The 23,955-nt window shown below is 61.7% G+C and carries 22 protein-coding genes; 8 read left to right on the forward strand and 14 right to left on the reverse strand.

Annotated elements, in window-relative coordinates:
- Positions 1-4: 4 nt before the first annotated feature.
- The 5 genes from P5703_RS10820 to ppsA all read right to left on the reverse strand — a co-directional run bounded on the left by P5703_RS10820 (position 5) and on the right by ppsA (position 5,210).
- Positions 5-829: a mechanosensitive ion channel family protein gene (locus P5703_RS10820; RefSeq protein WP_014596651.1), complete on the reverse strand. Its 825-nt coding sequence runs from the start codon at positions 827-829 to the stop codon at positions 5-7.
- A gap of 2 nt (positions 830-831) precedes the next feature.
- Positions 832-1,074, reverse strand: coding sequence for a hypothetical protein (locus P5703_RS10825; RefSeq protein ID WP_013982738.1), 243 nt, complete (start codon positions 1,072-1,074; stop codon positions 832-834).
- 56 nt (positions 1,075-1,130) lie between these two features.
- The gene (gene cmaX, locus P5703_RS10830; RefSeq protein WP_043942321.1) at positions 1,131-2,126 is read right to left on the reverse strand and encodes a divalent cation transporter CmaX; all 996 of its coding nucleotides are present in this window, start codon (positions 2,124-2,126) and stop codon (positions 1,131-1,133) included.
- An 81-nt stretch (positions 2,127-2,207) separates the two neighbouring features.
- Entirely contained in the window at positions 2,208-2,696 is a 489-nt protein-coding gene (gene rraA, locus P5703_RS10835; protein ID WP_011913180.1) for a ribonuclease E activity regulator RraA, read from the reverse strand.
- A 144-nt stretch (positions 2,697-2,840) separates the two neighbouring features.
- A complete protein-coding gene (ppsA, locus tag P5703_RS10840; RefSeq protein ID WP_285586719.1) occupies positions 2,841-5,210 on the reverse strand; it encodes a phosphoenolpyruvate synthase in 2,370 nt (789 codons plus the stop codon).
- A 154-nt stretch (positions 5,211-5,364) separates the two neighbouring features.
- On the opposite strand from ppsA, the gene ppsR reads away from it, so the two are divergent.
- On the forward strand, positions 5,365-6,183 hold the full coding sequence (gene ppsR / locus P5703_RS10845; RefSeq protein ID WP_011913178.1) for a posphoenolpyruvate synthetase regulatory kinase/phosphorylase PpsR: 819 nt from the start codon (positions 5,365-5,367) through the stop codon (positions 6,181-6,183).
- 106 nt (positions 6,184-6,289) lie between these two features.
- Here the strand turns inward: ppsR and prpF are convergent, their stop codons facing one another.
- The 5 genes from prpF to P5703_RS10870 form a co-directional block, all read right to left on the reverse strand.
- Positions 6,290-7,477 carry a 2-methylaconitate cis-trans isomerase PrpF gene (gene prpF / locus P5703_RS10850; RefSeq protein ID WP_020306354.1) on the reverse strand — a complete coding sequence of 396 codons (1,188 nt, stop codon included), beginning with the start codon at positions 7,475-7,477 and terminating at the stop codon, positions 6,290-6,292.
- A gap of 114 nt (positions 7,478-7,591) precedes the next feature.
- Positions 7,592-10,195, reverse strand: coding sequence for a Fe/S-dependent 2-methylisocitrate dehydratase AcnD (gene acnD, locus P5703_RS10855; protein ID WP_061373577.1), 2,604 nt, complete (start codon positions 10,193-10,195; stop codon positions 7,592-7,594).
- Positions 10,196-10,271: 76 nt separating this feature from the next.
- Positions 10,272-11,399, reverse strand: a complete 1,128-nt coding sequence (gene prpC / locus P5703_RS10860) for a bifunctional 2-methylcitrate synthase/citrate synthase (protein ID WP_011913175.1) — start codon at positions 11,397-11,399, stop codon at positions 10,272-10,274.
- A 96-nt stretch (positions 11,400-11,495) separates the two neighbouring features.
- Positions 11,496-12,383 carry a methylisocitrate lyase gene (gene prpB / locus P5703_RS10865; protein ID WP_011913174.1) on the reverse strand — a complete coding sequence of 296 codons (888 nt, stop codon included), beginning with the start codon at positions 12,381-12,383 and terminating at the stop codon, positions 11,496-11,498.
- Positions 12,380-13,105, reverse strand: a complete 726-nt coding sequence (locus P5703_RS10870) for a GntR family transcriptional regulator (RefSeq protein ID WP_011913173.1) — start codon at positions 13,103-13,105, stop codon at positions 12,380-12,382. The genes prpB and P5703_RS10870 overlap by 4 nt, the downstream gene beginning before the upstream one ends.
- A 266-nt stretch (positions 13,106-13,371) precedes the next feature.
- Here P5703_RS10870 and rloA point away from each other — a divergent pair, with 266 nt between their 5' ends.
- Genes rloA through pabB form a run of 4 tightly spaced genes read left to right on the forward strand, consistent with a single transcriptional unit; the run spans position 13,372 to position 17,824 of the window.
- The gene (gene rloA / locus P5703_RS10875) at positions 13,372-13,908 is read left to right on the forward strand and encodes a retropepsin-like aspartic peptidase RloA (RefSeq protein ID WP_014596645.1); all 537 of its coding nucleotides are present in this window, start codon (positions 13,372-13,374) and stop codon (positions 13,906-13,908) included.
- A gap of 5 nt (positions 13,909-13,913) precedes the next feature.
- Positions 13,914-15,440, forward strand: coding sequence for an osmotic stress tolerance membrane protein RloB (rloB, locus tag P5703_RS10880; RefSeq protein WP_011913171.1), 1,527 nt, complete (start codon positions 13,914-13,916; stop codon positions 15,438-15,440).
- 3 nt (positions 15,441-15,443) lie between these two features.
- The gene (locus tag P5703_RS10885; protein ID WP_011913170.1) at positions 15,444-16,427 is read left to right on the forward strand and encodes an alpha-L-glutamate ligase-like protein; all 984 of its coding nucleotides are present in this window, start codon (positions 15,444-15,446) and stop codon (positions 16,425-16,427) included.
- Positions 16,428-16,477: 50 nt separating this feature from the next.
- The gene (gene pabB / locus P5703_RS10890) at positions 16,478-17,824 is read left to right on the forward strand and encodes an aminodeoxychorismate synthase component I (protein ID WP_285586726.1); all 1,347 of its coding nucleotides are present in this window, start codon (positions 16,478-16,480) and stop codon (positions 17,822-17,824) included.
- Positions 17,825-17,864: 40 nt separating this feature from the next.
- On the opposite strand, the gene thrH is transcribed toward pabB, so the two are convergent.
- The gene (thrH, locus tag P5703_RS10895) at positions 17,865-18,482 is read right to left on the reverse strand and encodes a bifunctional phosphoserine phosphatase/homoserine phosphotransferase ThrH (protein ID WP_011913168.1); all 618 of its coding nucleotides are present in this window, start codon (positions 18,480-18,482) and stop codon (positions 17,865-17,867) included.
- Between the two features lie 191 nt (positions 18,483-18,673).
- Between thrH and P5703_RS10900 the strand changes: the two genes are divergently transcribed.
- Positions 18,674-19,408, forward strand: a complete 735-nt coding sequence (locus P5703_RS10900; RefSeq protein ID WP_218651157.1) for a phosphoadenylyl-sulfate reductase — start codon at positions 18,674-18,676, stop codon at positions 19,406-19,408.
- A gap of 68 nt (positions 19,409-19,476) precedes the next feature.
- Here P5703_RS10900 and cysB read toward each other — a convergent pair whose 3' ends face one another.
- Both cysB and P5703_RS10910 read right to left on the reverse strand, forming a co-directional pair.
- Complete coding sequence (cysB, locus tag P5703_RS10905; protein WP_011913166.1) at positions 19,477-20,451, reverse strand: HTH-type transcriptional regulator CysB; 975 nt, start codon at positions 20,449-20,451, stop codon at positions 19,477-19,479.
- A 176-nt stretch (positions 20,452-20,627) separates the two neighbouring features.
- Positions 20,628-21,584: a putative 2-dehydropantoate 2-reductase gene (locus P5703_RS10910; RefSeq protein ID WP_125882282.1), complete on the reverse strand. Its 957-nt coding sequence runs from the start codon at positions 21,582-21,584 to the stop codon at positions 20,628-20,630.
- A 263-nt stretch (positions 21,585-21,847) separates the two neighbouring features.
- On the opposite strand from P5703_RS10910, the gene P5703_RS10915 reads away from it, so the two are divergent.
- Entirely contained in the window at positions 21,848-22,924 is a 1,077-nt protein-coding gene (locus tag P5703_RS10915; RefSeq protein WP_013982729.1) for a 3-deoxy-7-phosphoheptulonate synthase, read from the forward strand.
- Positions 22,925-22,955: 31 nt separating this feature from the next.
- On the opposite strand, the gene P5703_RS10920 is transcribed toward P5703_RS10915, so the two are convergent.
- Entirely contained in the window at positions 22,956-23,249 is a 294-nt protein-coding gene (locus P5703_RS10920; RefSeq protein WP_011913163.1) for a GNAT family N-acetyltransferase, read from the reverse strand.
- Positions 23,250-23,640: 391 nt separating this feature from the next.
- Between P5703_RS10920 and P5703_RS10925 the strand changes: the two genes are divergently transcribed.
- A complete protein-coding gene (locus P5703_RS10925; RefSeq protein ID WP_003294452.1) occupies positions 23,641-23,895 on the forward strand; it encodes an Lpp/OprI family alanine-zipper lipoprotein in 255 nt (84 codons plus the stop codon).
- Positions 23,896-23,955 lie beyond the last annotated feature (60 nt).

Here is a 23,955-nt window from a genome sequence, read left to right on the forward strand (position 1 = left end):
ATGGCTAGCGGCTGCCGACGCGCTGCTCGAGCAGCACTTTGTTAGCAACCGAAGCCAGCTCGCCGTCATCGGTCAGCAGCAATGTCTTGACCGTCCCGATCTCCTCGATCTGCCCTTCGATGTCTGCCAGGCGCACCCGCTGGCCCACTTCGTACAGCTCGCGAACATATATACCTGCCAGGATCTGGCCGACCAGTTCGCGGCTACCGAGACCGAACGCCAGCGCCACCGCAAGGCCAAAGGTGATCAGCACGATGGCGATGACGTAGTTCAGCAGTTCGGTCTTGACCTCCAGCTGACCAATAGCCACCGAGATGCTGATGATGATCACCAGACCCTGCGCAATCCGGGCCAGGCCGTTGGCGTAGTCCAGCCCCACGCTTTCCGCAGCGCCGCGAACGAGACCACTGAGCACCTGCGCGAGCAGCACGCCAACCAGCAGAATCAGCGCCGCACCGAATACTTTCGGCACATAGAGCGCAAGCATGTCCAGGGTCGCCGATACCCGCTCCAGTCCGAGCGATTCCGCAGCCGAAACCAGGAAAATCAAGAGGACGAACCAGTACACCACCTTGCCGATCAAGGCCGATACCGGAATGCGTATGCCCGCCCGTCCCAGCAACTTGGTGAGGCCGGTTCCGGCCATCAGGCGATCCAGCCCCAGTTTGGCGAGAACCTTGGAAAGCAGCGTGTCCAGGAGCTTGGCCACCACGAAACCGAGCAGCACCACGACCAGTGCGCCGAAAAGGCGGGGAATGAAGGCCGCGACAGATGCCCAGAGCGAACTCATCGCCGCCAGCAGACTTTGGGTCCAGGGATCGAATTCCATGATCAATCAGCCTTATCGAACGAACGGTGGGAGGTGCCTCGACGAGAGACAGGAGCGAGATGGCCTTTGCCGCTGTTGGCGGCCATCATCAGTGCTTGCAGCCAGTGGCCGATCAGCGCGAACAGATCGCCAGCCCCTACCTGACGGTTGGCCGTTTTCAGAACGCGCCCCAGACAAGCATCGTCGTCATGGACGGACGGCTTGTTGAGCAGGTCGCGCAGGGATTCTTCGAAGGGATCGCGCATGCAAACCTCGCAAAAGTATGTCGCCTAGACGGCCTACGACCGGGTGGGAGTCACATTCATAGCCAACGCAAACGGCGAAGCATCCACCACTGCAGCAAGGCGATACTGCCGATCAGTACGCAGGCTACGGCGAACCCGTACGGGAAGTCGGCACCTGGGATACCCCCGACGTTGATTCCGAGCAACCCGGTGAGAAAGCTGAGCGGCAGAAAAAAGCCCGTAATGATAGCAAGCAGATACATGGTCCGGTTCATCCGCTCGCTCAGCCTGCGGTGTTCAGACTCCAGCACGAGATTGATCCGCTCCCGGACCATTTCGAGCTCTTCGAGGTAACGGGTCAGGCGGTTGCTGAGCTCGTTCCAATACTCGGTATCGTCATCGACGAACCAGCTCAGTCCGTTGCGCGTCAGCTGCCCATAGAGCTCCCGCTGGGGCAGCAGGAACCGGCGCAGGCCAGCCGCCTGCCGACGCAAGGAGAGCATCGAATCGTGCTCGGGGGTGTAGCGCTCGTTCGCCTCAAGCGCTTCTTCTTCCTTATCGATCCGCTCGGAAAGCTGCATGACGAGGTCATCGACGCGGTCGGTCATCGCCTCGGCGAGATAGATCAGCAGCTCAGACGCGGTCTTCGGCCCTCTTCCCTCCGACAGCAGCTGTATGACCACTTCCGTAGATCGCAATGGCCGCAGCCGAAGGGAAATGACGCGTTGCCGATCGGCGAACACGCGCACGGACACCATATCTTCGGGTTCCGCATCGGGGTTCAGATTGACGCCCCGCAGGAAAAGCAGCAGCTCCTCCTGAGGCAAGGCCAGCATGCGAGGCCGCGTGTTCTCTTCCAGCAGCACATCGCAGGCAAACGCACTGAGCCCGCTCTGCCTGCGCAACCATTGCTGCGCCTGGGGTTGGCTGCGATCCCAGTGCAACCAGAGGCTTTCATGCGCGTTCAGTTGCAAGGTCGGCAGGGCCTGATAGCCGATCTGTCGGGCACCGCCGCTGCCATCCAGAACAAACGCGTGGATCAGGCCGTTTTGCTCGCTATGAGATTCCCGCATCGATGTACCGTCGTCACTCATGAAAAGCCCGGCGAAGCCGGGCTCGGAACAGATGACGGGCATGCCCGCCAGTGCAGCGGATTACTGCGGCATCGACAGCGGCTCTGGCGACACAATGATGCCGTTGTTATCGGCGTACACGTACTCACCCGGACGGAACGTCACGCCGCAAAAGGTCACCGGGACGTTGAGATCGCCAATTCCACGCTTGTCGGTCTTCATCGGGTGGCTGGCCAGGGCCTGTACGCCCAGCTCGGTCTGAGCGAGCACGTCGACGTCACGTACGCAGCCGTAAATGATCAGACCTTCCCAACCGTTGCGTGCCGCTTTCTCGGCAAGCATGTCGCCCAGCAGCGCACGGCGCAGCGAGCCACCACCGTCGACGACCATCACCTTGCCGGTACCATCGACGTCAACCTGGTCCTTGACCAGCGAGTTGTCCTCGAAGCACTTGATGGTCACGATCTCCCCGCCGAAGGAATCGCGACCGCCGAAATTGCTGAACAGCGGTTCGACGACCTGCACCAGGTCAGGATAGGCGTCGCACAGATCAGGCGTGACGTATTGCATGGAAAGCTCCTTCTGCTAGGGATAACGACCTTAGAACCATCTGGCGCGACATATTAGCCGCAAGCGGCCAATGGCGGAACGGACAGGGATTTTCGGCGCAAATGAAAACGGGGCTGACGCCCCGTTTTCGATCTACCGCAACGGTCAGATATGGCGATCAGCCAGGAAGAACCAGGTGTCCAGCACGGAATCCGGATTCAGCGACACGCTCTCGATGCCCTGCTCCATCAGCCACTTGGCCAGATCCGGATGATCCGACGGACCCTGACCGCAGATACCGATGTACTTGCCAGCCTTGTTGCACGCCTGGATGGCATTGGCGAGCAGCTTCTTCACCGCCGGATTACGCTCGTCGAACAGGTGGGCAATGATGCCGGAGTCGCGATCCAGGCCCAGAGTCAGCTGAGTCATGTCGTTGGAGCCGATGGAGAAACCATCGAAGAACTCGAGGAACTCGTCAGCCAGCAGAGCGTTGGACGGCAGCTCGCACATCATGATGACCCGCAGGCCATTCTCGCCACGCTTGAGGCCGTACTTCGCCAGCAGATCGACAACCTGGGATGCTTCGCCCAGTGTGCGCACGAACGGCACCATCAGCTCGACGTTGGTCAGCCCCATGACGTCGCGGACCTTCTTCATCGCGCGGCATTCAAGCTCGAAGCAGTCGCGGAACGAGTCGCTGATGTAGCGCGAGGCTCCGCGGAAGCCCAGCATCGGGTTCTCTTCTTCCGGCTCGTAGAGCTTGCCGCCGATCAGGTTGGCGTACTCGTTGGACTTGAAGTCCGACAGGCGCACGATGACCTTCTTCGGCCAGAACGCTGCTGCCAGGGTGCTGACGCCTTCGACCAGCTTCTCGACATAGAAGTTGACCGGATCGTCGTAACCAGCGATGCGCTTCTCGACGCTGCTCTTCACGTCGGCCGGCAGGCCTTCGAAATTCAGCAGCGCCTTGGGGTGCACGCCGATCATGCGGTTGATGATGAACTCGAGGCGGGCCAGGCCGACGCCTTCGTTCGGCAGGTGGGCGAAGTCGAAGGCGCGATCCGGGTTGCCGACGTTCATCATGATCTTGAACGGCAGCTCCGGCATGGCGTCGATGGAGTTCTGGCGAATGTCGAAGCCCAGTTCGCCATCGAAGATCAGGCCGGTATCGCCTTCCGCACAGGAGACAGTAACGCGCTGGCCATCCTTGAGGACTTCGGTGGCGTTGCCGCAGCCAACTACTGCCGGAATACCCAGCTCACGGGCGATGATCGCTGCGTGGCAGGTACGCCCGCCGCGGTTGGTGACGATGGCGCTGGCGCGCTTCATCACCGGTTCCCAATCCGGATCGGTCATGTCGGAGACCAGTACGTCGCCCGGCTGGACCTTGTCCATCTCGCTCACGTCGTGGATGACCTTGACCGGGCCTGCGCCGATGCGCTGGCCGATGGCACGACCCTCGACCAGTACGGTGCCCTTCTCCTTCAGCAGGTAACGCTCCATCACGTTGGCGCTGCTGCGGCTCTTCACGGTTTCCGGACGGGCCTGGACGATGTACAGCTTGCCGTCGTCACCGTCCTTGGCCCATTCGATGTCCATCGGGCGGCCGTAGTGCTTCTCGATGATCATCGCCTGCTTGGCGAGGTTGGTGACCTCTTCATCGGTCAGGCAGAAGCGCGCACGGTCGGCCGCATCGACGTCGACAGTCTTGACCGATTTGCCGGCCTTGGCTTCGTCGCCATAGACCATCTTGATCGCCTTGCTGCCCAGATTGCGGCGCAGGATAGCCGGGCGACCAGCTTCCAGCGTCTGCTTGTGGACGTAGAACTCGTCCGGGTTGACCGCGCCCTGCACGACGGTTTCGCCAAGGCCGTAGGCGCCGGTGATGAAGACCACATCACGGAAGCCCGATTCGGTGTCGAGGGTGAACATCACACCGGCGGTGCCGGTTTCCGAGCGGACCATGCGCTGTACTCCGGCAGACAGGGCGACCAGCTTGTGATCGAAACCCTGGTGCACGCGGTAGGCAATGGCACGGTCGTTGAACAGAGAGGCGAACACTTCCTTGGCCGCGCGGATCACGTTGTCCACGCCACGGATGTTGAGGAAGGTTTCCTGCTGGCCGGCGAAGGACGCATCCGGAAGGTCTTCGGCGGTGGCCGAGGAGCGGACCGCAACGGCCATGTTGTCGTTGCCGCCGGACATTTCGGCGAAGGCCTTGCGAATGTCGGCATCGAGCTGCGGTGGGAACTTGGCGTCCATGACCCACTGGCGGATCTGCGCGCCGGCCTTGGCCAGGGCGTTGACGTCATCCACGTCGAGGGCATCGAGCAGAGCGTGGATCTGATCGTTCAGACCGCTGAGTTCGAGGAAGTCGCGATAGGCCTGAGCTGTCGTGGCGAAACCGCCCGGTACGGAAACGCCGGCACCGGCGAGGTTGCTGATCATCTCGCCCAGGGAGGCGTTCTTGCCCCCTACACGCTCAACGTCATGATTGCCGAGCTTATCGAGGGAAACTACGTACTCTACCAAGGTGATCTCTCCACATTAGTGTTGGAAACTCAACCGGAGCCGGGCCGCACGACTGTGGCCCGACCCTGCAAAATAAGTAACAATGCCCGCCAACCGGGCTCGGCGAAGGGCCTACTATAGCTGGGAACCGTTCTCGACTTAAGGCCCAAGGCACATGAAACGAACTGCTTTCTTCATTTCGGACGGCACAGGCATCACCGCGGAAACCCTGGGCCAGAGTCTTCTGGCACAGTTCGAGAACATCACTTTCACGAAACTGACGCGCCCGTACATCGACACCGCGGAAAAAGCGCGGGCCATGGTACAGCAAATCAATAATGCCGCGGAAAAGGACGGTGGCCGGCCGATCATCTTCGACACGCTGGTTAACCAGGAAATCCGTGACATTCTGGCCGAATCCAATGGCTTCATGATCGATATCTTCTCTTCGTTCCTTGCTCCGCTGGAACATGAGCTGATGTCACGTTCCTCCTATTCCGTGGGCAAATCCCACTCGATCAGCCACAACACCAACTACATGGAGCGTATCGAGGCAGTCAACTTCGCCCTCGACAACGACGATGGTGCGCGCACCCGCTACTACGACAAGGCGGACCTGATCCTGGTTGGCGTTTCCCGCTGCGGCAAGACGCCAACCTGCCTGTATATGGCGATGCAGTACGGCATCCGCGCCGCCAACTACCCGCTCACCGAGGACGACATGGAGCGCCTGCAGCTGCCGAGTGCACTCAAGGAATACAAGGACAAGCTGTTCGGTCTCACCATCGACCCGGACCGCCTGGCTGCCATCCGCAACGAACGCAAGCCCAACAGCCGCTACGCCAGTTTCGCCCAATGCGAATTCGAAGTGCGCGAGGTGGAAAACCTGTTCCGCCGCGAGAACATCAACTTCATCAACTCCACGCATTTTTCGGTCGAGGAAATCTCGGCCAAGATCCTGGTGGAGAAAGGCGTCGAGCGTCGACTCAAATAACCGCCGCTTCGCTAGACAACAAAAAGTCCGCTTGGTGCGGACTTTTTGCGTTCAAGGCGCAAGAAAAATCTGCGCAGGACGCACTCGACCTGGTCGTGCACCAGCCTTAGAAGGCATCACCGGGGACCCGCACCCAGCCTTCCATCAGCACCCGCGCGCTGCGGCTCATGATGGCTTTGGTCACGGTCCACTGGCCGTCTATCTGCTTCGCCTCGGCACCGACGCGCAACGTGCCGGACGGATGCCCGAAGCGCACGGCCTGACGCTCACCACCACCCGCGGCAAGATTGACCAGCGTACCGGGCACCGCCGCCGCCGTGCCGATGGCCACCGCACAGGTGCCCATCATGGCGTGGTGCAGCTTGCCCATGGACAGTGCGCGCACGAGCAGATCGACCTCGCCCGCCTCGATGTTCTTGCCGGACGACGCACGATAGCTTTTAGGCCGGGACACGAACGCAACCTTCGGCGTGTGCTGGCGGGTCAACGCCTCCTCCGCGGTCTTGATCAAGCCCATCCGCAGCGCTCCGGCTACGCGAATCGACTCCAGACGAGCCAGCGCCTCCGGATTGCCGTTGATGTCCTCACGCAACTCCGTGCCCTGATAGCCGATGTCCTCGGCATTGACGAATACTGTCGGGATGCCCGCACTGATCATGGTCGCCTTGAGCGTGCCGATACCGGGCACCTCCAGGTCGTCGACCAGGTTGCCGGTAGGAAACATCGAGCCGCCCTCCTCGCCATCATCGGACGGATCGAGGAATTCCAGTACGATTTCCGCAGCCGGAAAGGTCACACCGTCCAGCTCGAAGTCGCCGGTTTCCTGTACCTGCCCGTTGGCTACCGGCACATGGGCGATGATGGTTTTGCCGATGTTGGCCTGCCAGATCCGCACTACGCAGGTGCCGTTGTCCGGGATACGCGAGGCGTCCACCAGCCCTGCGTGCAGCGCGAAGGCACCGGCGCCGGTAGAGAGGTTGCCGCAGTTACCGCTCCAGTCGACGAAGGGCTTGTCGATCGACACCTGGCCATAGAGGTACTCGACGTCGTGATCGGGGCGACTGCTCTTCGACAGAATGACGCATTTGCTGGTGCTCGATGTGGCGCCGCCCATGCCATCGATGTGCGCCGAGTACGGGTCAGGGCTGCCGATCACGCGCATGAACAGCTTGTCGCGCGCAGCACCCGGCACCTGGCAGCTCTGCGGGAGATCCTGCAGACGGAAGAACACGCCCTTGCTGGTGCCGCCACGCATGTAGGTGGCAGGAATCCTGATCTGGGGAAGATGAGCCATGGGAATCTGGTCCTCATGAAGCTGCGCCACCGGACGGTCGCGCAGGAATGAAATGTCGCCGCTGCGCACACGCTCTGCGAACGAACCGCAGAGCATGTGCGGAACTGGCGTGCCTCAGGCCTGGCCGAGGAAATCCTTGGCGAAGCGCTGCAGTACGCCACCGGCCTGGTAGACGCTGACCTCGGCCGCGGTGTCGAGGCGGCACGTGACCGGCACGCGGGTCTCTTCCCCATTCTTGCGATGCACGACCAAGGTCAGATCGCAACGCGGCGACAGTGCGCCTTCGATGTCGTAGGTTTCGGTGCCGTCAAGGCCGAGGGTCAGGCGGGTGGTGCCCGGCTTGAACTCGACCGGCAGCACGCCCATACCCACCAGGTTGGTACGGTGGATGCGCTCGAAGCCTTCGGCGACGATCACTTCCACGCCGGCCAGACGCACGCCCTTGGCCGCCCAGTCACGCGAGCTGCCCTGGCCATAGTCGGCACCGGCGACGATGATCAGGTTCTGCTTGCGATTCATGTAGGTTTCGATGGCTTCCCACATGCGCATCACCTTGCCTTCCGGCTCGACGCGCGCCAGCGAGCCCTTCTGCACCTTGCCGTCGACCACCGCCATCTCGTTGACCAGCTGCGGGTTGGCGAACGTTGCCCGCTGTGCCGTCAGATGGTCGCCGCGGTGGGTGGCGTAGGAATTGAAGTCCTCCTCCGGCAGGCCCATTTTGGCCAGGTACTCGCCCGCCGCCGAATCCGGCAGGATGGCATTGGATGGCGACAGGTGATCGGTGGTGATGTTGTCCGGCAGGATCGCCAGCGGTCGCATGCCCTTGAGGGTACGCTCACCAGCCAGCGCGCCTTCCCAGTACGGCGGGCGGCGAATGTAGGTAGACATCGGGCGCCAGTCGTACAACGGACTCTTGGCCTCCTCGATGCTGCCCAGGTCGAACATCGGGATGTAGACCTGCTTGAACTGCTCCGGCTTGACCGAGGCGGCGACGATGGCGTCGATCTCCTCGTCGGATGGCCAAAGGTCCTTCAGAGTGACCGGATGGCCGTTCTTGTCGGTGCCCAGCACGTCCTGTTCGATGTCGAAGCGCACGGTGCCGGCGATGGCGTAGGCCACCACCAACGGCGGCGAGGCCAGGAAGGCCTGCTTGGCGTACGGGTGGATGCGTCCGTCAAAGTTGCGGTTGCCGGACAGCACTGCCGTGGCATACAGGTCACGGTCGATGATTTCCTGCTGGATCTTCGGGTCCAGCGCACCGGACATGCCGTTACAGGTCGTGCACGCATAGGCGACGATGCCGAAGCCAAGCTTCTCCAGTTCCGGCAGCAGGCCCGCCTCTTCCAGGTACAGCTTGGCCACCTTCGAGCCCGGCGCAAACGACGTCTTCACCCAGGGCTTGCGTACCAGCCCCAGTTCGTTGGCCTTTTTGGCCAGCAGGCCCGCCGCGACCACGTTGCGCGGGTTGGAGGTATTGGTGCAGCTGGTGATGGCGGCGATGATCACCGCGCCATCCGGCAACAGGCCTTCGGCCTCCTCGGCACGTGCGGCGGCCAGCTTGGCCTCGTCGGCGATGCCACGCTCGTGCAGTGCCGACGTCGGCAGACGCTTGTGCGGGTTGCTCGGGCCGGCCATGTTGCGCACCACGCTGGACAGGTCGAATTCGAGCACGCGCTCGTACTCGGCGCCTTCCAGAGCTGTCGCCCACAGGCCGGTTTCCTTGGCGTACTGCTCGACCAGGGCAACCTGCTCCGGTTCGCGGCCGGTCAGTTTGAGGTACTCGATGGTCTGCTGGTCGATGTAGAACATCGCGGCGGTGGCGCCGTACTCCGGGCACATGTTGGAAATGGTGGCGCGGTCACCGATGGACAGACTGTCGGCGCCCTCGCCGAAGAACTCCACCCAGGCTCCGACGACACGTTCCTTGCGCAGGAACTCGGTCAGCGCGAGAACGATATCGGTGGCGGTGATGCCTGGCTGACGCTTGCCGGTGAGCTTGACCCCGACGATGTCGGGCAGGCGCATCATCGAAGGCAGGCCGAGCATCACGGTCTCTGCCTCCAGGCCGCCGACGCCGATGGCGATGACGCCCAGTGCATCGACGTGCGGCGTGTGTGAATCGGTGCCCACGCAGGTGTCCGGGAAGGCCACGCCGCCGCGGGCCTGGATCACCGGGGACATCTTCTCCAGGTTGATCTGATGCATGATGCCGTTGCCGGCGGGGATCACGTCGACGTTCTTGAACGCCGTCTTGGTCCACTCGATGAAGTGGAAACGATCCTCGTTGCGGCGCTCCTCGACGGCACGGTTCTTCTCGAAGGCATCCGGATCGAAGCCGGCGTACTCGACGGCCAGCGAGTGGTCGACGATCAGCTGGGTCGGCACCACCGGGTTGACCTTGGCCGGGTCGCCGCCCTGCTCCGCGATCGCGTCACGCAGGCCGGCGAGATCGACCAGCGCGGTCTGGCCGAGGATGTCATGGCAGACCACGCGCGCCGGATACCAGGGAAAGTCCAGATCGCGCTTGCGCTCGATGATCTGCTTGAGCGAATCGGTCAGCGCTGCCGGTTCGCAGCGGCGCACCAGCTGCTCGGCCAGCACGCGGGAGGTATAGGGCAGCTTGTCATAGGCGCCCGGCTGAATGGCTTCAATCGCCTCGCGGGTGTCGAAGTAGTCAAGCCCGGTGCCTGGCAGCGGTTTGCGGTGTTCTGTATTCATGCCGGAAGAACTCAATCCAGTAATGTTCCGAGGGGCAAGGCCTGGAGGAACCCGCACGGCGGGCTCCCCATCCCGATCAGCGCTGGGCGATCGGTACTACCTTGCGCTGTTCCGGACCGATGTACTCGGCGCTCGGCCGAATGATCCGGTTGTTGCTGCGTTGTTCGAACACATGGGATGCCCAGCCGGTGACGCGCGAGCAGACGAAGATCGGCGTGAACAGCTTGGTGGGGATGCCCATGAAGTGATAAGCGGAGGCATGGTAGAAGTCGGCGTTGGGGAAGAGCTTCTTCTGCTCCCACATGGTTTCGTCGACGGCCACCGAGACCGGGTAGAGCACGGTATCGCCCACTTCGTCGGCGAGCTTCTTGGCCCAGACCTTGATCACCTCGTTGCGCGGGTCGGAGACGCTGTAGATCGCGTGGCCGAAGCCCATGATCTTGTCCTTGCGCTCGAGCATGCCGAGGATCGCTTCGCGGGCCTCTTCCGGGCTCTTCCACTGCTCGATCATGTCCATCGCCGCCTCGTTGGCGCCGCCATGCAGCGGGCCGCGCAGCGAACCGATGGCACCGGTCACGCAGGAATAGAGGTCGGACAGCGTCGAGGCGCAGACACGGGCGGTGAAGGTCGAGGCGTTGAACTCGTGCTCGGCGTAGAGGATCAGCGAGACGTTCATCACCTTGACGTGCAGGTCGCTCGGCTTCTTGCCGTGCAGCAGCGCGAGGAAATGACCACCCAGCGTGTCTTCGTCGCTGGTGCAATCGATGCGCACACCGTCATGGGTGAAGCGGTACCAGTAACACATGATGGCCGGGAAGGCCGCCATCAGGCGCTCGGCCACGTCGCGCTGCTGATCGAAGCTGAGTTCGGGCTCAAGGGTGCCGAGCACCGACGAACCGGTGCGCATCACATCCATCGGATGCGCGCTGGCCGGGATGCGCTCGAGCACTTCCTTCAGCGGCTGCGGCAGGTCGCGCATGGTCTTCAGGCGCTTTTTGTAGTCGGCCAGTTGCGCCGTGGTGGGCAGCTCGCCGTAGAACAGCAGATAGGCCACTTCTTCGAAGTCGCACTCAGCCGCCAGGTCGCGTACGTCATAGCCACGGTAGGTCAGCCCGGCGCCGGTCTTGCCGACGGTGCACAGGGCGGTCTGCCCGGCGATCTGTCCGCGCAGCCCCGCACCGCTCAATACTTTTGCTTCAGCCATTGCTATCTCCTTCTTGGATTTGTTCTGGATACTGCAAATCACGTTGAAAAATGGATCGCAAAGGTCCCGCTGGCAAATCCCGGCGGGACCTGCTCGTCAGCTCTTCTTCTGGGCGAACAGCGCGTCGAGATGCTGCTCGAACGCGTGGTAGTTGATGCGATCGTAGAGCTCCATGCGGGTCTGCATGGTGTCGATCACATTCTTCTGGGTGCCGTCACGGCGCAGCGCGGTGTAGACATTCTCGGCCGCCTTGTTCATGGCGCGGAACGCCGACAGCGGATAGAGCACCAGGGAAACGTCGACGCTGGCCAGCTCCTCGGTGGTGTACAGCGGCGTGGCGCCGAACTCGGTGATGTTGGCCAGGATCGGTGCCTTCACGCGGTCGGCGAAAGTCTTGTACATGGCCAGCTCGGTGATCGCCTCCGGGAAGATCATGTCGGCACCGGCCTCGATGCAGGCAGCGGCACGATCCAGCGCGGAGTTCAGACCTTCCACCGCCAGCGCATCGGTACGCGCCATGATCACGAAGCTGTCGTCGGTGCGCGCGTCCACCGCCGCCTTGATGCGATCGACCATTTCCTGCTGGGAAACGATTTCCTTGTTCGGACGATGGCCGCAACGCTTGGCGCCGACCTGGTCCTCGATATGGATCGCGGCAGCGCCGAACTTGATCATCGACTTCACGGTGCGGGCCACGTTGAACGCCGAGGAGCCGAAGCCGGTGTCGACATCCACCAGCAGCGGCAGGTCGCAGACGTCGGTGATGCGACGGACGTCGGTCAGCACATCGTCGAGCCCGGTGATTCCCAGGTCAGGCAGACCCAGCGAACCGGCGGCGACACCACCGCCGGACAGGTAGATCGCCTTGAAGCCGGCGCGCTTGGCCAGCAGCGCATGATTGGCGTTGATCGCACCGACCACCTGCAGGGGATGTTCGCTGGCGACCGCGTCGCGAAAACGCTGACCGGGGGTTGGGAGTGTCATGCCTCACCTCTTGGTTGTGGTGTTTGCTCAAGAGCACCTTTGAAATGGCGCTCGACATTGCGCTTGGAAGCGGCGATATGGCGGCGCATCAGCAGCTCCGCCAGTTCGCCATCGCGCTCGGCGATGGCGTCCAGGATTCGGTGGTGTTCGGCGAAGGCCTGATGCGGCCGATTCGGCGTGGTGGAGAACTGGATGCGGTACATGCGCACCAGCTGGTAGAGCTCGTCGCACAGCAGCTTGGCCAGCGTGCGGTTGCCGCTGCCCTGGATGATCCGGTAGTGGAAGTCGAAGTCGCCTTCCTGCTGGTAGTAACCGACGCCAGCCTGAAACGCCTCATCGCGTTCGTGAGTGCTGAGCACCCGACGCAGTTCATCGATTTCCGCCTCGCTCATGCGTTCGGCGGCCAGGCGACAGGCCATGCCTTCCAGGGACTCACGGATTTCGTAGAGTTCGATCAGCTCGGCATGGCTCAGCGAAACCACGCGCGCGCCCACATGGGGAACGCGGACAAGCAGTTTCTGGCCCTCCAGCCGGTGGATAGCCTCGCGCAGCGGCCCGCGGCTGATGCCGTAGGTACGCGCCAGTTCGGGCTCGGAAATCTTGCTGCCCGGCGCAATCTCACCCTTGACGATCGCAGCCTGGATCAGACGGAACACGTTCTCGGCAAGTGTGCCGCTATCAAGCTGCTGTACTGATGGGGGTAGCTCAACGGTATCCAGCATGATTGTCGACAATCCGAAAGACAGTACGGCGAAATTACGCCTGCATAACCTAACAGTCAACTGACGCAGTCCGCCGATTGTCGACACCTTTACTAAAGTCGTACGCTCGGCATGGTCTGTATCATGGGGTGTCAAAGCGCTGGTGGCCGTTGTAGCGCCAAGAAATCAGCATGCTAGAATGCCAGCCTTTCGCGTCCAGGCCGCTCGCCGGACCTTTCGGCGCAGGCCAGCCGGCCATTCTTCCCTTCCCTTAGATTTCAGGTTCCATGAGAGTTAAAGCCCACCTTCTGCTGCTCTGCGTACTGATCCTGCCCGCCATCGGCGTGGCTGCCGAAAAGGCGATCTACGGTCTGAACGAACACGTCGGCATTCCCGACTTCAATCTGGAAGTGGAAGCGAAACTCGACACCGGCGCGCAGACGGCATCGCTCAGCGCGCGCGACATCACTCGCTTCAAGCGCAAGGGCGAATCCTGGGTGCGCTTCTACCTGGCCGTCGACAGCGCCCATGCGCACCCCATCGAACGCCCCCTGGCGCGGATCAGCAAGATCAAACGTCGCGCCGGCGACTTCGATCCGGAAGAGGAAAAGACCTATACCGCACGACCGGTCATCGAGCTCGATCTGTGCATGGGCAAGGTCAAACGCACCATCGAAGTGAACCTCACCGACCGTACGGCTTTCCAATACCCACTTTTGATCGGTTCCGATGCGCTCACCCGCTTCGGTGCCCTGGTGGACCCAAGTCGCACCTTTATTGCCGGCAAGCCCGGTTGCCTCAACGAATCTGACGCTGACGAGTAATACCCATGCGCGCTCTCACTCTGCATCTGAAAGTCCTGATCTTCCTGCTCGTCGCACTGGGAATTTCGATTACTGCCTACCAGATCTTCATCCTCGGCATTCCGGTTACCGAAGACGAAACCGATGACCTGTGGAATATCGACGCCAAGGTCGAGTTCCAGGCCAATCCGCGCGAGCCAGTGAAGCTGCAGATGTACGTGCCGCCACTGAATCAGGAGTTCGTCAGCCTCAACGAGAGCTTCATCTCCAACAACTACGGTGTCAGCGTCAACCGCGTCGATGGCAACCGCCGCGTCACCTGGTCCGCGCGTCGCGCCAGCGGCAACCAGACACTCTATTACCGCCTGGTGCTGACCAAGCGCTACAGCGGCGAGCAGAGCAAGCCCACCGGCCCGATCTTCCGCGACAGCATCCCGGTCGAAGGCCCGGAGAAGATTGCCGCCGAGGCCCTGCTCTCTCCCATTCGCCAGCATTCGGCCGACGTCGAGACCTTCATCAGCGAAGCGATCAAGCGCGTCAACAATCCCAACGATGACAACGTCAAGTTGCTGCTCGGGGGCGATACCTCCATTCCGAACAAGGCACGCGTCATCGAGCTGCTGCTGTCCATCGCCCACGTGCCGATGGAGCGTGTGCATACCATCCGCCTGAATGCCGATCAGCCGCAAACGCCCGAACTCTGGCTGCGCAGTTTCAATGGCGACAAGTGGCTGTTCTTCAACCCCGGCACCGGCGAACAGGGCCTGCCGGGTGACCGTCTGGTCTGGTGGACCGGTGACGAGCCGCTGATCAACCTGGAAGGTGGCCGCAACCCGCAGGTGACCTTTACCCTGAACAACAGCGAGATGAACGCCATCCGCCTCGCCAAGCTGACAGACGAGAACACCGAGGCCGGATTCCTGGAGTATTCGCTGTACGGCCTGCCCCTGCAGACTCAGCAGACCTACCAGATCATGATCATGATCCCGATCGGCGTGCTGGTGATCCTGATCCTGCGCAACCTCGGCGGCCTGCAGACCCTCGGCACCTTCACCCCGGTGCTGATCGCCCTGGCGTTCCGCGAAACCCAGATCGGTTTCGGCATCATCCTGTTCACCCTGATCACCGCGCTCGGCCTGTCGCTGCGCTCGTACCTGGAACATCTGAAACTCCAGATGCTGCCGCGCCTGTCGGTCGTGCTGACCTTCGTCGTTGTGCTGATTGCAGTGATCAGCCTGCTCAGCCACAAGCTCGGCCTCGAGCGCGGGTTGTCGGTATCGCTGTTCCCGATGGTGATCCTGACCATGACCATCGAACGCCTGTCCATCACCTGGGAAGAGCGCGGCGGCGGCCATGCCTTCAAGGTCGCGGTCGGCACGCTGATCGCCGCAAGCCTGGCCTTCATGCTGATGAACATCCGGGAGCTGACCTACTTCATCTTCACCTTCCCGGCCGTGCTGCTGATCATGGTGGGCTTCATGCTGGCGATGGGTCGCTACCGCGGCTACCGCCTGACCGAGCTGTTCCGCTTCAAAGCCTTTCTGAAGGATTGAGCCATGTTCGGTCTGATCAAGACGTGGAAGGCCCTGGAAGCCAAGGGCATCATGGGCATCAACCGCCGCAACGCGGACTACGTGCTCAAGTACAACAAGCGCAGCCTGTACCCGATCGTCGATGACAAGATCATCACCAAGCAGCGCGCGATCGAGGCCGGCATTCATGTGCCGGAGATGTACGGGATCATCGAGACCGAGAAGGACATCGACAAGCTCAAGGACATCGTCAAGGACCACACCGACTTCGTCGTCAAACCGGCCCAGGGTGCTGGCGGCGACGGCATTCTGGTGATCGCGGACCGTTTCGAGGGTCGCTACAAGACCGTATCCGGAAAGATCATGACCCATGAGGAGATCGAGCATCAGATCTCCAACATCCTCACTGGTCTGTATTCTCTCGGCGGTCACCGCGACCGTGCGCTGATCGAGTACCGCGTCACGCCTGATCCGATCTTCAAGAGCATCAGTTACGAAGGCGTGCCGGACATCCGCATCATCGTGCTGATGGGTTATCCGATCATGGCCATGCTGCGCCTGCCCACCCGCCAGTCCGGCGGCAAGGCCAACCTGCACCAGGGTGCAATCGGCGTCGGCGTGGATCTGGCGACCGGTATCACCCTTCGCGGCACCTGGCTGAACAACAAGATCACCAAGCACCCCGACACCACCAATGCTGTGGACGGCGTACAGCTGCCGAACTGGGACGGCTTCATGAAGCTGGCCGCCGGCTGTTACGAGCTCTGCGGGCTCGGCTATATCGGTGTCGACATGGTGCTCGATCAGGACAAGGGACCGCTGATCCTGGAGTTGAATGCACGCCCGGGCCTGAACATCCAGATCGCCAACGACTGCGGGCTGACCCACCGCGCCCACGCCGTGGAGAACCGTCTGGAAGAGCTCAAGGCAAAGGGCATCCAGGAAACCGTCGAGGAACGCGTGAAGTTCTCCCAGGAGCTCTTCGGCCACGTTCCGCCGCACGACTGACCCATTGGCAGGCCCGTGCATCTCGCGGGCCGGCCCTTATCGATCCGACCATGCCCCTCTGCACGCTGCACCCTCTGCCCTATAAGGCCGATCCTGCTCACTGGTTCGAACGCATTCGTCATGCGCCCGGCGCCGTTCTGCTGGATTCCGGCCGGCCGGTAGCCGAGCGCGGCCGCTTCGACATCCTCAGCGCCTGGCCATCGGCGATCTTCGAGCCTGCCCGGAGCGAATCAGGGCGTGATTTTTTCCAGCGTTTGCGCCAGGCATTGCGCGACCTGGGGCCGGCCACGCTGCCCGACGGTTGCGAGCTGCCCTTTGCGGGCGGACTGATCGGCCTGCTGAATTACGACTTCGGCACGCGGCTGGAACGACTTCCACAGCGCGCACGCGATGACAGTGGTTTACCGCTGGCGCGCCTGGGGATGTATGGCTGGGCGTTGATCACGGATCACCAGCGTCAGACCAGCCAGCTGCTGTTTCATCCGGCCGCCGCCCGGCCCGAACGTGAACGCCTGGTCCGTCTGTTCGAAACGGCCTTCTCTGCCGCACCCGAGCCATTCAGGCTGCATGGGCGGTTCACTCCGGATATCTCGCGGGATGATTATCGCCGCGGCATCGAGCGCATCCAGGCCTATATCCAGGCGGGCGACTGCTACCAGGTGAACTTCACCCAGCGTTTTCGCGCCACCTGCTCGGGTGATGCATGGAGTGCCTATAGCGCCCTGCGCAAGGCTTGCCCGACACCATTCGCCGGGTTCGTCGGGCTTGGCGATGGCGCCATCGTCAGCCTTTCGCCGGAACGCTTCCTGCGGCTGCAGGGCGGCCGGGTGGAGACGCGGCCGATCAAGGGTACGCGGCCCCGCGGGCATGACGAGCAGAGCGATGCCGCACAGGCGCAGGCACTACTGGCCAGCGAGAAGGATCGTGCCGAGAACCTGATGATTGTCGATTTGCTGCGCAACGATCTCGGCCGCAGCTGTCGCATCGGCAGCGTGCGCGTCCCGCAGCTGTTCGCGCTGGAGAGCTACCCCAATGTCCATCACCTGGTGAGCTGTGTCACCGGCGAGCTCGCCGACCGGCTGGACGCATTCGATCTGCTGGCCGGCAGCTTTCCTGGCGGGTCCATTACCGGAGCGCCGAAGATCCGCGCCATGCAGATCATCGACGAGCTGGAACCTACCCGCCGCTCGATTTACTGCGGGTCGCTGCTGTATGTCGATGTCAGGGGGGAAATGGACAGCTCCATCGCCATCCGTACCCTGCTCGTCCGTGGCGGACAAGCCAGCTGCTGGGGCGGTGGCGGCATCGTCGCCGACTCGGACTGGCAGGCGGAATACCAGGAGTCGATCGACAAAGTGAAGGTGCTGCTGGAAACGCTGGAGCAGCTATCAGGCTGAGGCGACCGATCAACGGAACGGTCGCCTCGATCCGGACAGATCAGAGCGTCAGCTTGCGGTTCGACGCCTTGAGGAACTCCTGCTTGAGCGCATCGAAGGTATGCACTGCAGGGAATTGCGGGAACTCGGCGATGACATTGTCCGGCGCATGGAACAGGATGCCGGCATGGGCTTCGCTGAGCATGGTGGTGTCGTTGTAAGAGTCACCCGCAGCGATGACACGGTAGTACAGGCTCTTCAGCGCGATGACCGACTGCCGCTTGGGGTCCTTCTGGCGCAGCTGATAGTCCACCACGCGGTCGGTCTCGTCGGTGATCAGGCGATGGCAGAGCAGCGTCGGGAAGCCCAGCTGGCGCATCAGCGGCTGGGAGAACTCGTAGAAGGTGTCGGACAGGATCACCACCTGGAAACGCTCGCGCAGCCAGTCGATGAACTCCGGCGCGCCTTCCAGCGGCTTCAGCGTTGCGATGACCTTCTGGATATCGGCGAGCTTCAGGCCGTGCTCGTCGAGGATGCGCAGGCGCTGCTTCATCAGCACGTCATAGTCGGGAATGTCCCGTGTGGTCGCCCGGAGCGATTCGATTCCGGTGGCCTCGGCAAAGGCGATCCAGATTTCCGGAACCAGCACACCTTCCAGGTCGAGACAGGCTATTTCCACGGGCCACTCCTCAATGCAGAAAATTGAAGGCGGCACTCTAACGGCAGCTCGCAGCCGAAGCAACGCAGCGCTTATACCCGAAAAGGCTGATACGCGTATCTAAACGTTATTTAGCGGCATAAACCCCTTTTGCTACCATCCGCCGCCTCAGAGCGCCGAAGCGCCGTGGACATTTATAAGGAAGCCGCCTGATGATCACCTCCATCGACGTCGCCGCGTTGGCTACAGCCTACGCCGAGAAATCGCCGCAAGACGTTCTTAAGCTCGCCCTCGATCTGTTCGGCGATGACCTGTGGATCTCCTTCAGTGGCGCCGAAGACGTGGTACTGCTGGATATGGCCTGGAAGCTGAACAAGAGCGTCAAGGTGTTCACCCTCGATACCGGACGCCTGCACAGCGAGACCTATCGCTTCATCGAGCAGGTCCGTGATCACTACGGCATCGCCATCGAGATCATGACCCCGGACCCGGCGTTGCTGCAGCCGCTGGTCAACGAAAAGGGCCTGTTCAGTTTCTACCGCGACGGTCATGGCGAATGCTGCGGTATCCGCAAGATCGAGCCGCTGCGCCGCAAACTGTCGACAGTGCGCGCCTGGGCCACCGGCCAGCGGCGTGACCAGAGCCCTGGCACCCGTAGCCAGGTTGCAGTACTGGAACTGGATACCGCGTTCTCGACACCGGACCACCCGCTGTACAAGTTCAACCCGCTGGCACAGATGACCAGCGAGGAAGTCTGGGGCTACATCCGCATGCTGGAAATTCCCTACAACAGCCTGCACGAGCGCGGGTTCATCAGTATCGGCTGTGAGCCCTGCACTCGGCCGGTGCTACCGAACCAGCACGAGCGTGAAGGTCGCTGGTGGTGGGAGGAAGCCACCCACAAGGAATGCGGGCTGCACGCCGGCAATCTGATCGCCAAGAGCTGACCGCACACTCATGCGGTAGACAGTGCACTCACGGGTTGGCGCCAGCGCCGAACCCGTGCCTCGAATGATCAGTAGGTCGGCAGCTGCATGCCGTCGAACAGCTCATCCAGTTCCGCCTTGTTGCGGCACTGGATGGCCTTTTCCAGCATGTCCCGGTTCAGATGCGGGGCGAACTGCTGGATGAAGTCGCACATGAAGCCGCGCAGGAAAGTGCCGCGGCGGAAGCCGATCTTGGTCACGCTGGACTCGAACAGCTCACTGGCATCCAGCACCACCAGATCCGAATCCAGGTTCGGGTCCACCGCCATGCGCGCCACGATACCAACGCCCAACCCGAGCCGGACATAGGTCTTGATCACGTCAGCGTCGGCTGCGGTGAAAACCACCTTCGGCGAAAGCCCACGATGGCCGAAGGCTTCGTCGAGCTTGGAGCGCCCGGTGAAACCGAACACGTAAGTCACGATCGGGTGCTCGGCCAGCGCCTCGAGGGTGAGCTTGTCCAGTTTCGCCAGCGGATGGCCGCGAGGCACGATCACGCAGCGGTTCCACCGATAGCAAGGCATCATCACCAGGTCGCCGAACAGTTCCAGCCCCTCGGTTGCGATGGCGAAATCGACCGTCCCGTCGGCGGCCATTTCGGCGATCTGCATCGGCGTACCCTGGTGCATGTGCAGCGACACGTCCGGGTACTGCTTGATGAAGCTGCTGATCACCTGAGGCAACGCATAACGTGCCTGGGTGTGGGTGGTCGCGATGCTCAGGGTGCCCTTCTTTTCGTTGGAGAACTCCTGGGCAATCTGCTTGATGCTCTCGCACTTGCGCAGAATCTCGCCAGCCGTGGTGATGATGCGCTCTCCAGCAGGTGTCACCCGCGTCAGATGCTTGCCACTGCGGGCGAACACTTCGACGCCGAGTTCATCCTCCAACAGGCGAATCTGCTTGCTGATGCCGGGTTGCGAGGTGAACAGACTCTGGGCAGTTGCCGAAACGTTGAGGTCATGGTGCGCCACTTCCCAGATGTAACGCAGTTGTTGAAGCTTCATAGAAATCCCTCAAGGCAAAGGCACCACTGCGCCTGCCGCAACACTTATAACCTTATGAACGGTGCGCCAACGGATGATAGATGTTCCGCCTGGCTTTTGCTGTGCGACCTTTGGTCTGACTCGCCGCGACTGCCGTTGAGCTTAGCAGTGCGGCGAAAACCGGGCCGGCGTTTGTGTCAGGCGCCGTTACGCTGCTCCAGGAAGCGCAACAGGCGATAGATCATTTCGGTACGGGGCATCGATACGCCCTGCTGCGCAGCTGCGGCAAGCGGTGCGGCATAGATCGCCTCCAGCTCCATCGGCCGGTTGTGTAACCTGTCGTGATACATGCTGGGCAGGTAGTCGGGCATGCGTGCCGTTCCCATCAGCAACTTCTCCGGGAAATCCTCTGGCAGCGCACAACCCAGCGCCTGCGCCGCGGCGCAGACCTCCTGCATGATGGCCTTGATCTGCGCCCGCGTGTCGTCGCTGGCGAGCAGCGACTCGGTACCAGCGTCGAGCAGAGCCGAGAGGCCGTTGAACGGCACGTTCCACACCAGCTTCATCCAGCGCGCCTGTGCCAGGCTGGGCATCGGTGAAGAATCCACCCCGGCCCGACGGAACATCTCGACCATCTCGCCCAGTAATACCTGTTGTGCCTGCGGGTCATGCCCGGCTGGCCCGGAATGGTAGCCAAGGTTGACCCCACCAAGGGCCTGATGCTCGACCACGCCGGGCGCGGAACGATGTGCACAGATCGCACACAGGCCGCCCAGCAGGTGCACGCTGGCCGGCAGAAATGGCCTGAGCACATCCTCCACACCCAGCCCGTTCTGCAGTACCACCACCTTGCAATCGGGTGCTGCGACCTGAGCGATGAGCGGCGCCAGCTCCTGGTTGCTGGTGCTTTTAGCCCCCACCAGTAGCCAGTTGCAGGGAGGCATCTGGGCGGCAGCGCGGTAAATCTGCGGCTGCTCCAGCAGTAATGGCCCATGCACCGCGCTATTGACCTGCAGGCCACGGGCGAGGACGGCATCGTATTCGCTACGCAACAGGAAATGCACATCGAAGCCGGCGCGTGCCAGCATCAAGCCATAGAAGCCTCCGATGGCACCCGTGCCGATGATGCCTATACGTGGATTGGCTGCAGACATAAGCGCTCCAGGTCATGTGGCCGGCGGGATACCCGCGCCAACCGATTGAAAAAGCAGAACGATAGCAGCCCGACGATGCGCATCACAGCGTCCCGCTTGGCGTTGCGAAGATCGACAGGCGGATCGACTCAATACGCCATCAATCTCGTTGTCGATTAAGCCCTTTAGCGCTAAGGTTCCGTTTCCCCGCTGCGCCCTCAAGTCCAGTTCCGCCGCACCGGGATCGCTGGCGGACGGCTCCCGTGATTCCTGACGAGTGACAAATGGCTGATTTACCAATCGACGACCTCAACGTTGCGTCCAACGTGACCCTGATCACGCCGGAGCAACTGAAGCGTGAAATCCCGCTGACCGCCTCGGCATTGCAGACCGTCTCCCATGGTCGTCAGGTCGTACGCGACATTCTCGACGGCAAGGATCACCGCCTGTTCCTGGTGATCGGCCCCTGCTCCATCCATGACCTGAAAGCCGCCCACGAGTACGCCGAGCGCCTCAAGGTCCTGGCGGAAAAGGTCTCCGACAGCCTGTTCCTCGTCATGCGCGTGTATTTCGAGAAGCCCCGTACCACTGTCGGCTGGAAAGGCCTGATCAACGATCCCTACATGGACGACTCGTTCAAGATCCAGGACGGTCTGCACATCGGCCGCAAGCTGCTGCTCGATCTGGCGGAGATGGGCCTGCCCACCGCCACCGAGGCACTCGACCCCATCTCTCCGCAGTATCTGCAGGATCTGATCAGCTGGTCGGCGATCGGCGCGCGCACCACCGAATCGCAGACGCACCGCGAAATGGCGTCCGGGCTGTCCTCGGCTGTCGGCTTCAAGAATGGCACCGACGGCAGCCTGACCGTGGCCATCAACGCGCTGCAGTCGGTTTCCAGCCCGCACCGTTTCCTTGGCATCAACCAGTCTGGCGGCGTGTCCATCGTCACCACCAAGGGCAATAACTACGGCCACGTGGTGCTGCGCGGTGGAAACGGCAAGCCCAACTACGACTCGGTCAGCGTCGCGCTCTGCGAGCAGGAGCTGCACAAGGCGGGCATTCGCCCGAACATCATGATCGACTGCAGCCATGCAAACTCCAACAAGGACCCTGCCCTGCAGCCGCTGGTGATGGACAACGTCGCCAACCAGATCCTCGAAGGCAACAATTCCATTGTTGGCCTCATGGTCGAAAGCCACCTTGGCTGGGGCAATCAGGCCATTCCGAAGAACCTGTGCGATCTCAAGTACGGAGTGTCCATTACCGACGCCTGTATCGACTGGGACACCACCGAGAAAGCCGTGCTGAGCATGCATGACAAGCTCAAGGACGTGCTGCCCAAACGGCAGCGCGGCTAGGAAGAAAAAACGCCGGTCTCCCGGCGTTTTTTTATGGCTCTGGCGTGGCCTGGCCAGAGCCCGTTCGATTGCGTTCGATGTAGCGTTCCACATATGAGCATGAAGGGATGACCTGATAGCCCTCCCGCTCCGCGTATTCGAGCGCATGCTGCGCCAGGGCCGCTGCGATGCCTCGCCCACGCAATGCGTCCGGAACGAAGGTGCGATACATATCCAGTGTCTGCTTGCCAAGATCCATGTAGGCAAGGTAGGCGCAGTGACCTTCGATCATCGCCTCGAAGCGATGGCCAGCCTGGTCGTGATGGACGCGCACCGTGTCGCTCATCGTGACTCCTTCAGCAGGATTGTCCTGTCTTCTTGTTTTCGGGTGGCTGCACCAGGGACGTGTCGTCGGCAGCCGCATACATTCACAGACGTCTTTTCTACCTCTTTCGAAGTCGTTCGACCAGCCTTGCGTTGATCATTATTTGCACGCCCTGCACCGGAACTTTCGATGCGTGATGCAATCAGGCAACTATGATGGGTCTTTGGGGAACCAGCGCTGGATGTTTTTTATCCAACTTGCCGGGATGAGAGACAAAGCAAAGGCAGTTTGAAAAAAAACCTGTAGCGCCTGCGCCCACTCAGTTTACTTAAGCTAAGTTATAGGTAGTATGTGCGCGCAAACTTTCCATAACGGAAGTTGCTTTATGGATTTCCACCTTAAGGGGAACAAGATGAACAACGTTCTGAAATTCTCTGCTCTGGCTCTGGCCGCAGTTCTGGCTACCGGTTGCAGCAACAGCATGACCAAAGAAAGCGAAGCTCGCCTGACCGCGACCGAAGACGCCGCTGCTCGCGCCCAGGCTCGCGCTGACGAAGCGTACAGCAAGGCCGACGAAGCTCTGGCCGCCGCTCAGAAGGCTCAGCAGACTGCTGACGAAGCCAACGAGCGTGCTCTGCGTATGCTGGAACGCGCCAGCCGCAAGTAAGCTTGTAAAAGCAAAAAAGCCGACCTTCAAGGTCGGCTTTTTTATGCCCGCGGAAAAGCA

The organism is Stutzerimonas sp. FeSN7, assembly GCF_030263795.1.
GTDB classification, from domain to species: Bacteria; Pseudomonadota; Gammaproteobacteria; order Pseudomonadales; family Pseudomonadaceae; genus Stutzerimonas; species Stutzerimonas stutzeri.